Source organism: Alteromonas macleodii ATCC 27126, from assembly GCF_000172635.2.
Classification (GTDB): domain Bacteria; phylum Pseudomonadota; class Gammaproteobacteria; order Enterobacterales; family Alteromonadaceae; genus Alteromonas; species Alteromonas macleodii.
This window is the reverse complement of sequence record NC_018632.1, coordinates 4,583,130-4,596,835: the sequence shown is the minus strand read 5'-3', so window position 1 is coordinate 4,596,835 and position 13,706 is coordinate 4,583,130. Positions and strand designations below refer to the sequence as shown.

Genomic DNA, 13,706 nt, shown 5'->3' with positions numbered 1-13,706 from the left:
GTGCAAAAGTACGATGTTGTGACTTTGAGCGCTTAATTGTTATTACTTGTGCTCGGAGTGCTCACATTATCTTTCAGATCTTGCTCTGCGCTTTCATTGGACTCGTCAGCTTCACTGTCGTCTTCATCACTATCTCTACGGGTTCTGTTATCACCCAAGAAAAACTCATAATAAAGGTCTAACGCGAACTCAGATTGGTCTTCCAGTGTGGTTTGAATGGCTTCTAAATATAAACTAGGTAGAAGCTGATATTTTACCGCCAAGTCAGGCGGCAGTTGTCTGCGTCGTAGCGTGCTATTGGCGTCGTTGTTACTTAGACCAACGTCTACATTGTATTCCACAGATAATCGCTCGTTAATCTGCCCTCTTACCGACAGTAAATCTTCGTTAGTGCTTAAACTAAAATCATCAATACCTAGCGCGCTTCCTACTTGTCCTGTCAGGGTTTTGGTGTTGGATAAACCAAAGCCTACCAGCAGCGCAGCGTAGTTAGGATCTTGTGTGCCCGAGTTCGGTCCAGAACCTGTAAGTAGATATGACAATACGCCCTGTTGATCCATCGCAGGCTCAGAGAACAGGTTAATACTCGGCGAGTCAGCCGCGCCATCAATTCGGATACCTGCAATTACGTCGTCATCGGTTTTAGCCGGGTCGCGGATGGCTTCGACCAGCAACAAAGGTTGGTCAATTGGGCCGTTAAATTGTACTTCACCGGTTTGAATAATTAACTGTTGTCCGTAAGCGTTGTATCGACCATTTAAAATTTGAAGGTCACCATAGCCCACAAGTGCAGGTTGAGTGTTTACGCGAATGCCACCATATAAACTTGCAGTAAGGCCAAACGCTTCGAGTTTTACTTCTTCGGTTTTGTTTTTGTCGATGTTGACCAATACCGAAGCGTGGACGATATCTAGCGGTTCCTCTCTATCCGGTTCGCCACGCAGGTGCACGTCTTTTGATGGGGAAACAGCACTCTCAGGTAGCGACTCTATTTCAATTCTCGCCCAAGGAATATTTACCTCGCCACTCACGTCCACTTTTTCTTTTGTGGCGGCGATATCGATATTCGGTGATACCTTGAGTCGAATGTTTGGCTGACGAATTTCGAAACCGTTTCCCTTTAAATTAAATGTCGCACTGGGGTTGGATGACCAGTCTAACTCGCCTTTTAACGCCCCTTTTCCTCCGCCTAGTAAGAAGGTGCCGTCTAGAGCAGCGGTTTGACCATTAAGCGATACTTTTTGATTCCAATCGGCCAGTGTCACAGGTGTATCTTGTATATCGATAGCGCCATTTGAAACCGTCAATTCACCGTTAAGCGTAGGGTCGTCAATGTAACCACTCAACGATACGTTCCCGTTTAACTTTCCTGTAAGGGTTCTGATAGCAGGGGAAAGAGGTTTGAATGGTGCAACATTAAGCCCTTGCATCTCTAGTTTACCATCAAGTGGTATACGCGATTCGAAAGGACGGGTATTTAAGGTTAGTGTTGCATCCCCAACATCTTGGCTTGAGATCACAGATGTTGATGCTAACTGCCCCTGCTTTATCTCTCCTTTAGTTTCTATGGAGTTAATAGTGAGCGTTAGCGGGCGCGTTTCACCAAGTTGCCATGGCGCAGAACTCATAGACGCAGTAAATGTGGCATCGATGGGATCGTTAGCTGAGTAGCTGCCTTTGGTTTTTACGGTAAGTGTTGCTTGTGAGGGACTTGAAACAACAGTAGGCGCTAACTCGTTTGCCCACAACCCGATGGGCAGCGCCGTCGCGCTGATATCCCAACTGGCTTTGTTTTGTTGATAATTCACGTTTGAAATACACAGCTCACCTTCTTTTCGAGAGGTCCAACAGTGCTGACCTATTTTAGCCGTTATAGGTGTGCTGCCTATGTCTACACTGAACGGGCTTGATAGCGTCCACTGCATATTAGCGAGCTTCAATGCGGTATCACTAATTTCCCCCACCCAGTGATTGTTCGTCCATGCACCTTTTAAAGACAGCCCAATATTATTGTTGGGCACAGCTAGGTCAATATCTGCGGTGTGATCGCGATAGGTACCGTTAACTTTGATTTCGCCGTTCAATGGTCCTTGCTGCGCGGCAGAGGCATTTAAATTGGGTGACACAGCGATATTAGATAGAGCGAGTGTGCCGTTAGCACTTGGGTTTTGCCAAGGACCGGCGGCTGTGATATTGCCACTTACCGCACCTGTCACTTCTGGGTACAGGCTTGAAATAGCGTTAACGTTTATCGCAATATTTGCATTTAAATGCCGCTTATTCAGTACTTGAGCAATGGCGCGTATCGTGTTTCGCTCTTGCTCGTGTTCTTGAATGATATTGACGTTAGTAACGAATAAGTCGCTGGGGCCAGCATAAACCGCATTCCCCTTCACCTGAAGCGGTTTGCCCTGAAGTACGCCCGAGACAGACATATCTCTTAGGCTCATGTGTAATCCGCCGCGCTCAGAGTATTGCAATATACTGTCTATTTCTCCGCTAATTTTTTCAGGCGCATAAGTGCTGAATTGCCGCCCTGATACATTCTTAAGCGTTGTCTTACCTTCCCACGCGATACTTTCATTTAGATAAAGGGTACCTGTGTTGGTTAAGCTCCCCTCCAAAGCGTTTATATTGGCTTGATTAACAAAAATATTGTTCTTTTTCAGCACCACATCAAGTGATACCGGTACATTGCCAATGTCAGGCAATGTAGCTGCGCCAGCTCCTTTAAGTACGTAATCACCCATGGTGCCGGAAAGCGTTAACTGTCCTTCTTTGAGCGTAGTGTTTTCCACTGTCGGTATGGCTTGTTCTTGCCAGTTCGCAGTGAATTCTATGGGAAGGTTACTGTCTAGAATGTTGGCCATTAGGTTAGCGTTTGCGGTTACCGCGCCTTTGGCTACAACTGACAGCGTTAAGTCGTCCAACGCACCCGCGGCCGCTACACTCAGTTCTTGTGGTGTGTCGCCAAGCTTCGTTTTCGCGTTAATAGCCACATTTAATGGGAAGTTTCCGTCAAGTGTTGCGCTCGCTTTTCCTTTCACCTCACCTTGTTCATGTACAACGGTCATTTCTTCAATAGCGACATCGCTGCCCTTAAAGTGAGCCTCTAACAGCGAGATGAATGAAATGTGTTGTTTGCTCTCCCCTTGAATTATGTGTAGATCTTCTACTAAAAAAGTACCAAGAGACAAAGGAATAGGCGTAGCTATATTTGGTAGTAAGGGGACGTCGTAGCTTAGTGAGTATGACGTAGGCAAAGCGCTATCAGCACTTGGAGCCTGTTCTTTTTTGGGAGCAGGCTGCTCACTATTAGTTTCCGATGCATTGGTCATGGCTGCCGGTGAAGAGCTGGCAGCTTCATCTTGGTTTAGCAGAGCAATGCGAACACCTTTCGCGGCGATGCTGTCAAGTATGAGGTCGCTATTTCCTTCAAAATCGGTTAGCTCTAGTTCATCAATTTCTACTGTTGTCGTAAGTAGAGCAAGTTTGATATTCGTTAGCGCTAAATACCCAACATCAATAGGCAGCGGTAATTCAATCTGGCCACCTGCAGGTGCATCATCGGAAGAGTCAGGCGCGTTTGAGCGCTGTGTAAGCGTAGCGTTTTCCAGCGTGACTTCATTGACACATACTCTAGGCTCAAACAAACAACGCCAGGTAATATCAATGTAGGTATATTGTGCAGACACCTTCCATTGCGGGTTTTCCCACTCCACGTTATGCACTTCTAGTGTGTCAGCAAACCCACCGTCAATGGCATCGATGGAAAGGTTTTCAACAAACGTGTTGGCCAGTAACTTAACGGTAGGGCCGCCTAAGGGACTTATCAAAACGGCATACAACGCGACCAGTATAAGAACCGGTGAAAGTAAAATAGCCGAAAGCGTACGTTTTCTCATAGCTCAGGCCCCAACAAAATATGTAACTGCCATGTATTCTCGTCTGGCGCAAAGCCTCTTGCCACGTAAAGTCTGACTGGACCAATTGGTGAAAGCCAATGTACACCAGGTCCAACGCTATATGTCAGCGTTGTGCTGGTGTCGTTTGTTGCTGTACCTGCATCGACAAACGCTGCCACTCTCCAATTATCTGCCACTTGATAGGCATACTCTACACTCGATGTAGCAAGGTACTTCCCTCCAATAGAGTCAACAATGAGTTCTCCTGTTTCTGGATCAATGACTTCAGCTGTCGGAGAAATTTCGCGATAGTCGAAGCCGCGAACACTTTTATCGCCCCCTGCATAGAAACGCAACGACGTTGGCACTTCATCAAAACTATTGGTTTTAATAACCCCCGCTTCACCGCGTATGGTTATTCTGTGCACATTGTTAAAGGTACGGATAAGCGTGGCTTCAACCACGGCTTTGGCAAAATCGATATCAGAACCATAACCTTCTCTGCCTATTTGAGTGAGCATTTGAAGGTAGGTACCATTATTAATGTTGAGCTCACTGTCTTTATCGCGATAGGTTAACGAGTACCCGGGTAATACTAGGGACGTGGTGTTTGTACTCAATTCCCCTTGATCATAAGTTTCACGTAGATAGGTCACCGAGCCATCGTGTTGCCATGGTGAATTGTCATGTTGCCAGTAACGGTGTGCAGACAAAGATAGGGTTTCACTCTCAAAGGAAGTGTTGCTGTACTCTATAAATTGGTAACCCGCCTCTATACTCGCGTAATCCCGCGTTATGTTTCTCATAGGTATACGGTAGTCGGCAGTCACTGATTGTTCTGGCGCTGAAATGAAAATATCAGATGAAACAGAGTGCCCTTTACTATTTACCCAAGGACGCTCCCATCCTAAGCGAACCCGTGGGCCCGTGTCAGTGGCTGCGCCAACAGAAATGTTAAATGCGTCTGTGGGTCTGTGAAGTAACGATACCTCAACCGGTACCAGCAAACCATCAGCCTCACTTACAACCGGGCGTGCAATAACGCGGGTAAAATACCCAGATTGATTAAGGCTTCTGTTGAAATCGGCAAGTGTTGCTGAAGAGTACGCATCGCCTGTTTTAAACGGCTTTAGCCGCTCAATGATGGCTTTCGCTTTGTCATCGCCAATAAATTTTAGCTCTCCAAATTGGTACTGGGGCCCGCTTTGCGCAATCAAAAGTACGTTTGCTTGTTTTTCGTCACGCACTAGGTCGAGACGCGTCGCCTGCCAAAAATAATCAAAATAGCCATTAGATAAGGCGTAGTTAAACATGGACGACTTAAACGACTCGTAAATGGTTTGGTTTAACACGTCGCCTTCTTTAAGCTTTAGTGAATTAAAACGTTCTCTGAAAGCCTTATCTTCACGTCCTGCACCTATTATTTCGCGAGTCACTTTATTTATGGTAAGCGGCGCATTCAAAGCAACATTCACTGTAACCTTGTCGCCCTCTTCAATACTTACCTTGGTCTCGCTGTTGTAATAACCATAGGGTTGAACCGCTGTCGCTACTGTTTCGCCCACTTCATCTTGCCAGTAAGGGTCAGTAAGCAACGATTTTTCCACGTCGAGACTGTTTAAATGCAGGCGGATATTATTACGCAGTTTGTCGTCTTCTACGCCCTGAATGTTATAGGAAATAGGGTCTTGGGCAAGTGAAAAAGTAAAGAGAGCACACACTAGCGTGCACAATGTACTGCCCACCAAAACTCGGACTGCTTTGGTGATTCTAAACATAAATTGTCGGAAAAGATGGTCTTGCAAACTGGCAAGCCCGCTCCAAATCGAAGGCATGAAAAGGCTAAGTCCTTAAGGTAACGCTGGGCTGTGAAGCTTACCGCTTGATGGTAAAATCCATATTATGTCTGTGGTTAATGATACCACATTTGCAATTTGTATCCGCAAACTACGACGAGAGATCAAATAATTGCGCTGACGTCGGTAAATAATACCAATCCGCATAGATAATTGCCCACTCAGAAGGCGCAGGCAAGTTTCCTAGCGAAGCGCGGGAATGAACGAAGCTAGGATACTTGCCAGACCTTCCCGGAGGGCGAGTTTAATAAAAAAACCCCATGCAGTTTTCACAACATGGGGCTTTGGTTTGTTTTATAGGCCTTTAGAAAGGCAGTTGTTGGTAGGTGACCTTTCTTCTAGTTAGCCTAGATTCTTCGTGTTTTCACGGGCGACTAATTAAGTAAGTTCAAAGGTATTACTTTCCCTGTTACGGGATTAAACTCAAACGTTACTGTTCCCGTTGTCGCATTACCATTTTGATCAACGTTTGCGTCGTTAATATCACTTACAAACTGATCAATAACAACCCGGTATGACGTCGGGCCGTTAGCCCAACCATTCACGCGAACCCGATAGGTTTCTCCGGGGACAATGCCACCGCCAACTTGCTCATTAGAGCCCAAGTTGCCGGAGCTCGCCATAATATTGCCTTCGGCATCGAGCAGTTCAAAGTCAAGATCTGGCACCGCTACTACCTCAACATCAGCGCTCAGCGTTGCAACTACACTTGATGCACTAGGCAGCGCTGTAAACGGGATATCAACATAGTCAACGCCATCAACCAATGCTTCATCCGCTGCACCAATTAAGACAACACCCGTGTGCTCCTCAATATTATGGTAAACCACAGACTGTTCTTTTGGCTCAGACGTATCAAAGGTAGGCGTTTCTCCTCTACCGGTTGACGAAGCGCCAGCTTCGTAGCCGCTGATCCGCGCTTGGAACGTAAAGAGTTTTCCATTTGAGTTATCAAACTTTAGATAACGCAGTGCAGATGTTCTGTCTACATCTAGCGATTGATCGAAACGGAACCTTGCTATGTCGCCGTTTTGACCAGTGCCACCATTATCTGCATTCAATACGGTAATACTGCCATTGCTAATATGAGTAATATCGAAATCAACTGGACCGTAAATTCTCTCGTCGCCAGTATTTATCAACGCAATATCAAAGGCAAAGATACCGTTATTGTAGTTTACATTACCCACCTTGTAGTCAACTTGCTCACTCACATCCACCGTGTTTAAGCCGGTTGAAGCAATCCCTGACATATTAGAAAAACCAACTTGCTGATTAGGGTTAAGGCTGATTGCACGCACTACGTATTCATAGTCAAACGAGTCTATGCCTTGACCTGCACCACGCCCTAAACCTTGCCCTTTGTCTATGTAGCGATTATCGCCCACAATAAATTCAACATGGGTGAAGCCAGAGAATATGAGGTCGCCGTCAAAGTATTCTCGGGTTGGTACACCCGTAAACAAACGTGCACTCGACCCTTTTTTGCGTTTTAGCAATTGATAAGCAAAAGCGTCAGGTACGGTTTCCCACGTAATTTCAATCGCGTCATCAGAAATGATATGCGCGTCTATAGCGTCTGGTGTCGATGGCTTAGCCTGGGTAGCCGTAAACTCGCTCACTGCCGTTGATATAGTCTGTCGACCGCCTAATGGTGCTTTCGCGTTCGCACCTAGCTCTCTAGCAGCAAAAACACGCTCAATTAATGCATGATGACGACCCGGTGAAGTTAAATCTAAAGGATCGGTAGGATATAAAGCGGCATCTGCAATTAACACTGCATCCCGTGCGCGCACGAAAGTGTCTGGTGCAGATATTCCTAGCACGTACATTGAGCCTAGGAAGATACGTTCCCACGTTTCTTTGCCCAAGCTAGTTTCTTGGGTAGGATCGCCGGTAACTGGGTCGGGGCGAACAAAGTCTTGTCTAGGCTGCAGCGCCACCATAAGTTCCTTTAAGTCCCACATTGCACCCGCGTAAATTTCTCCATCACGATGCACTTCAAATGCATTGTCTCTTGTGCCTAACTGCGAATAACGAATTTGGCTCTGTGCAGAACGAATAAACTCAAATGAGTCGGGATTAACCCCCTGCTCTCTTAAGAATTTTCGTAAATCGCACGAATTAACGGGGTAAGTACCTAAATCCGGTGTTTCGCCTACCGTGTATGCCCATAGGTCGGCTTGTCCTTCGTTAAGCGCGCCACCTTCTGGCTCGCCTTCAAAACCTGCGATAGGGGTAATTGTCGCATGGGTGCCTTCATGAATGGGAACCGAGAAGTCCATTGCTAGGTTGTTGAATAAGTAACCATGACCGTAAGCTGTCGGGTTAACCACGACCTCTTCACCTGCAATTTCCTGTGATAACGGCACTGCGAATGCGTTGTCCAAGCCCAATAGCTTAGCCATAAACTCAGGATCTGCTGGATTATCTGGTGGGTCGAGCACATTCGGAATATGTACCACACCAGTTAACGGTACCGCTTCGTTAGGGTAGCTATTTGGAAACGAGCCATCGCCCACGCCACGACTATGCACAGCATCGCCGTCTTTATGAAGGTAATCTAAATATTCGAGCAATGTGGTGATGTAAATAAACTGGCTGATGCCGTCAATGTGATGTGCCGTAGAAGGCGTTACATGATCATCTTCGACAGGTCTTGCCTCTATGGCAGCATCCTCGCTGAAGTGATACGTACCCGTTGCCGCTTGTGGAAAAGGCCCTTTTGTCAGCATCGCGCTTTCAATAAGCGCGTGCTTACCTGTAAGCAAACCTTCAACACCCGTCACTAAGTTAGAATCGTCAAACTTACGTAGATTAATGCGTTCCATCCCTTTCGGTTTGCCGGTGTAGCCACCTGCATCGTCCTCTATCAGACATTCACTTTGCATCGATGGCGTAATGGGTGGAAATGTTGGGAAATAATCCGCAGTCTGCTGAACTAAGCCAACCTGCCCCGTTTGCGTAACTTCATTTTCACCTAAAGGAAGAATGGTTTTGACCCGATCATTACGCGCCAGAATGTCTCCTGACTGGGCATCGATGACATACTCAAACACACCAAAGGGATTTGAAGAGTAATAGAAGAACTTCCATGCGAGTTTCAGTTTATTGTCATCTTGTACCACCACTTTCTGTGGCACTGGCTTGGCGAAAATGCCAAGGCTTTTTTCTATTTGAGAAAAGGCAGGGTTCAGTACATCAAGAGCTTCTATTGGCAATGCTCGTTTGTAAGACGCTAAATCCGCGGTTGCCACGCTGATCGCGCTATTAGCAGAAAGAACTTGAGAGTTAGCAATAGGCGTATTTATAGCTGTATCGGCAAACAGCGCTCTCACCACCTGAGACTCATCTATTAAGAGGCCGACACCTCTATCTTTGATTTTTACACCATCAATGACTTGGTCAAACCTCACTAAATGACCACCCAATGCTGCTTTGCTGCGGTGAGGGTTAAAAAGAAAATCCCCGTCACTTAGTCCACCTAAAAGGGCAGAATGTCGACTAATAAAGTCATACCCCATCTGTTCAGGCGACGTTCCTGAAACATCAATGGCAATACCAAAAACACTATCTAAATGGCCATTAGCTGTTCGTAATGTAGATGATGGGAATGTGGTTTGCAGTTGGTCTAACGCCATTTGAAACAAGCTGTTTGCTGGCGGGTTAACAACATTGTCAGTCAGATTTATTTCAGCAATGCGGTGCGATGAAGTATCTAAGGGTGCGTGTATTTTGGAGGCGCTTGCTACGAAAGGTAAAGCCGCTGCTACCGCAGCATATATAAGGGTTCTTTTTTTCATTATTCAATCCTTAAAATTTGGAGCTATCAATGCGTTCAGCGTTAATACTGAGCAACGACTAGATAGCGTTAACCAAATTAGGATCGAGCAAAAAACGCCCATCCACCATAGGGGTTAACCACTAGAGTTAACTGCACCAACCAGATGTGGGAAATGAGATAGTTAATTGCGCTATTAACTTATTACAGGCTAATTAGGAATCAGAGAGCAGAGATAGTTTGCGTTCATATTCGCGAGACAACCACAAAGAAGCTTCGTCAATATCTGTGAAAAAAAGATAATCCATACTTTTGAGCTCGGGGATCCTCTGAAACATTATTCCGCGTATAACAGGTCCTTTATAAACATAAGCTTTCGCGATTAATCCCATATCAGGAAGCCGTTTTATAATACGCTTGAGTATGTCGAAGGCCTCAGGAGTTGCACCTTCAACTTGGCTAATATCTGCCAGAAGGGAAAAGGGTCGTTGATTCAGTCCTATGACTAGTTTAAAAAGACGATCGCTGTAGTCTTCCGCACTTTTTTCATTAAACGCGCCATAGAGTCGAGTGGTGACTACTCCGTTCTCGTACGAAATTGTTGATGAGCTCAGTATTTTTGGCATAGCCTACTTTCACAATTACTTCCTAGGTTAATAGTAGACGATAAGTTTTCGTAAATGCGAATACTCTTAAAGTTTAGGTTTATTTCTCAGCCAATGTTAACAGCGGTTCGTTATTGGGAAAGCGTTCAAGCCCCTGTTTTAGAATTGTATTTGCCTTCTCGGGCATGTTGTTTTCGCGCAAAGCTAATACGTAGTTGTGAACATAAACATGTTGGTGCTGCCCCACTTCATAGCCTTTCTCAAACCAAGCCACTGCTTGGTTGTCGTTTTGCTCTAAGTAATAATTGGCAATCAGGAAATAACTTAACCAGTACGTTGGCCATGTATGCGACGCGGTTTCCAAAAACGCCAATGAACGCGCTTTATCTCCCACTTTAAGCATGTCGTAAGCCGCACTTACATAAGTGAACGGTGTCATCTCAGGCGAGGTTACATTAGGAGGAACTGGTGCCAAATACCAGTAATTTCCTCTTCCCCACGTTCTTTCAAAAAGCTCAAGCGACATTTCGTGATTAGGCGTAAGGCCGGTATGTAAAGTAACCGTCCCCTTATCACTATCGAACCCAATAACAACAGCGTAGTGCCATTGGGGTAATAACTGGATGGACAAATTTTGAAAAACAATCACTGGGATATCGTCTTTAACTAACGACATAATTGACGATAAAGTCCCTCGGTCAGAATATGGCAAAAAACCAAATTGTCGGGTAGCGCTCACCATTTCTAGTTGTAAACTCCCTTCTTTACTGGGAATGAATAACTTAGGCGCAATGTCATTTGGAGAGGTGCTTTCACCATAGTAACCAAACACTTCAGATAGTGTGGTAGGCCCGCAATAAAACTGTTCTTGGGGGAAAAACGGAACAGATTGAATAGTGTGAGATTCAGGTAAAGAGGCTAGTCCCTCTTGCCGCAGCTTGTCAGCTTGAGGTGTGGACTGACAGCCTGAAAGCAAAAATAGAAGCGAAAGGCCTGCTAACGCGCAGGCCTTTTTAACTGAATTGATCATTCAATTAGCTGTTCACTGGACGAATAAATGGGTAAACGTCAGTTACACCAATTAGATCCAAAATTGCGATAATAGCAAGTACGGTAAGCACTGCGCCCACAACGCCACCCGCTGGCGCTTGATTAATTTCATCATTTAATTGGGCAATTTCGCTGTCGGTCATGCCGTTGATTCTGGCGATAGCTTGGTTGCTATCTACACCTAAGCTAACCAATTTACTCTGCACGTCTGCACGATTAACCATGTCAATTAGCTGCTGCTTATTGTAGTGAGCGGCTTGAGTTTGCATTACGGAATCTGAGCTAATTGCTTCTGCATGCACGCTGCCTGACATTAAAACCGTTGCCGAAAAGCAACCAATCGCAATTTTTTTCAAAAATTTCATGATGTTTCCCTCTTTAAAATGCCCAGTTTTATTCTTCTTTTGCGTTACCTAACTCACGATAAACTAGAGTGAAATAAAACTTCGAACTGATTCAGCAGACGCATTTGCGCTCTGCGGTTTATTTTCAGTAGATAAGCACAGCAAGATTAAGACCAACTAAAATGGCCTTATTTTCATAATAGACAAGGTTCCATTTTTTCTCTTTAAAATAACGATTTAAGTCACCTTTATACTAAAAATGCTGATCAAAGCTTTGTTCGTTAATTCTGCATTGATGCATCACCGCGCGCTGACTTTTATGTAATATTTTCTTTATGCTGGAATTATTTGCTTGCCACTAATATAAAAGAAGCAACAAACCATAAGGGGCAATCTGTAGAATGAGCGGGGGATTCGAAACGCTTGTTTCACGCCTCATACCATATGGAGTTAAGTTTGAGGTGCAATTTTTGACAAAAACACGCTATAAAAGGTTAATACTTTTTTTAGCGTTTGGGTGAAATGCGCATCAAGCAGAATCTCATTTATTGGGTATTGGTAGCGACTGTCTGCTGTATTAGTGCATGCAGTTCAGATAAGTTTATGCGTAAATAAGTATCCCCTTTGTCTTTGGCCGGTGCATACGGATATGGCTATTTGCCCGACTTAAGCCACTTCGACAACATACAACTGGCTGCTCGGTGCACGTCGTACGAGCAAAGTACTACATTAGATATCGCGCTTGCGCTCGATTGCTACATTACCTTGTTAAAAAGAGACAGTCTTTCCGATGCGCATCGTGCTATAGGGATCGACGGGTATAACCTCGCAGTAAACAAGTTATTCCGTCTTAGACATACAACTGACAACTTAATTCAGGTTAACTACTCGGGCCCAAGCGAGCTCGTTTTAGTTTCAGAAATAGAAGCCTTAGACGCTCGCCTCTCTCCTAAGGTATTTGGTGAGCTTGGCGGTGCTGCAGTGGCTCGAATTAGCAACCAAGCACAGAATGGCCGTAGCCTTGACCTAAACTATCCACTAGAAGGTATCTACTCGCCTTACTCCCTTCAAGTTGAGTCGGTTGCATTGAAAGGGCTTAGAATTCACATATCCTTGCAAGCCCAACACGTCGCTGTGCCTACCGAAATACTGGTTGGAAACAACACATACACGCAACGGTACTCACCTGCTGCCGCTTACCTTTCCCTATTACAAAATGCCGACATCCACAATTTCAGCTGGCTAGGATTTATTAATGCACAAGACGCTGAAAAGAGAATGGGAGTCTTTAGTATTGGAGAGCTTTCTTCAGTCAAAACCCCAATTATTATGATTCATGGCCTCAATTCAGACCCGCTAATTTGGCGGTATCTCACAATGGCTATTTTCAATGACGAAGAATTATCTCAACACTATCAGATATTGCACGTGTACTACCCGTCAGGCCCTCCTCCTTTCTATAACGCCATGCGAGTTCGCAATTTACTGTACAAGCTAAACCAGCGGATAGCATCATCGGAAGGCGCTTCTTCATCTGCGGTATTGATAGGGCATAGTATGGGCGGCGTAATCGCAAAGCTGATTTCAACGCATTCAGATAACACGTTATGGGATACTACTTTCACAGAGCCTCCAGAAGCGCTACTTGCTGAAGGCGATGAAATGTTGCGAGATATATTTATATTTAATCCTGTGTATAAAGAGAATACGGTGTTTTTTCTCGACACGCCACACCGAGGCTCAGAAATAGCTAATAGCCTTATAGGATCGTTAGGCTCTTCACTCATCACACTCCCTTTTAGTTTTAAAGCGCTATTTAAAAACTTTATCGAAAAAGTAGGCGTGAGCAGATTAACCGCTGCTATGCTTCCTTTCTTGCAAAACTACGGGCCAGATAGCGTCCAAGTGTTGCGCCCCGATCACCCGCTGATGACAGCGTTAGCCGACATTCCTGTAGAAGGCGAGAGCTATTCTATTATTGGCTCAACCAGTACCTTGTATTGCCAGTCAGAAACAGAATGCGCTGCTATAACTGACTCTGTGGTCAGTTATAGCAGCGCATATTTGCCTGAGGCAAAAGACACAACAATTGTTAACTCGTCACATAATTCATTCAAAAGCACTCAGGCAATCGAGTTTATACTTGATAAGCTTCGCTAAAAGCA

Annotated in this window: 7 protein-coding genes; 1 reads left to right on the top strand and 6 read right to left on the bottom strand. The window is 45.1% G+C overall.

Translation table 11 applies throughout. The features are described 5' to 3' along the window. Positions 1-32: 32 nt before the first annotated feature. The 6 genes from MASE_RS19500 to MASE_RS19475 form a co-directional block, all read right to left on the bottom strand. The gene (locus MASE_RS19500; protein WP_014951410.1) at positions 33-3,905 is read right to left on the bottom strand and encodes a translocation/assembly module TamB domain-containing protein; all 3,873 of its coding nucleotides are present in this window, start codon (positions 3,903-3,905) and stop codon (positions 33-35) included. Next, entirely contained in the window at positions 3,902-5,740 is a 1,839-nt protein-coding gene (locus tag MASE_RS19495; RefSeq protein WP_014951409.1) for an autotransporter assembly complex protein TamA, read from the bottom strand. The genes MASE_RS19500 and MASE_RS19495 overlap by 4 nt, the downstream gene beginning before the upstream one ends. A gap of 395 nt (positions 5,741-6,135) precedes the next feature. Continuing rightward, entirely contained in the window at positions 6,136-9,564 is a 3,429-nt protein-coding gene (locus tag MASE_RS19490; RefSeq protein WP_014951408.1) for a M36 family metallopeptidase, read from the bottom strand. A 193-nt stretch (positions 9,565-9,757) separates the two neighbouring features. Further along, a complete protein-coding gene (locus MASE_RS19485) occupies positions 9,758-10,168 on the bottom strand; it encodes a hypothetical protein (protein ID WP_014948440.1) in 411 nt (136 codons plus the stop codon). A gap of 79 nt (positions 10,169-10,247) precedes the next feature. After that, positions 10,248-11,177, bottom strand: a complete 930-nt coding sequence (locus MASE_RS19480; protein ID WP_014951407.1) for a PA2778 family cysteine peptidase — start codon at positions 11,175-11,177, stop codon at positions 10,248-10,250. Positions 11,178-11,181: 4 nt separating this feature from the next. Beyond that, positions 11,182-11,562 carry a PA2779 family protein gene (locus tag MASE_RS19475; protein WP_014951406.1) on the bottom strand — a complete coding sequence of 127 codons (381 nt, stop codon included), beginning with the start codon at positions 11,560-11,562 and terminating at the stop codon, positions 11,182-11,184. A gap of 603 nt (positions 11,563-12,165) precedes the next feature. On the opposite strand from MASE_RS19475, the gene MASE_RS19470 reads away from it, so the two are divergent. After that, the gene (locus tag MASE_RS19470; protein WP_014951405.1) at positions 12,166-13,701 is read left to right on the top strand and encodes an esterase/lipase family protein; all 1,536 of its coding nucleotides are present in this window, start codon (positions 12,166-12,168) and stop codon (positions 13,699-13,701) included. Positions 13,702-13,706: the final 5 nt, after the last annotated feature.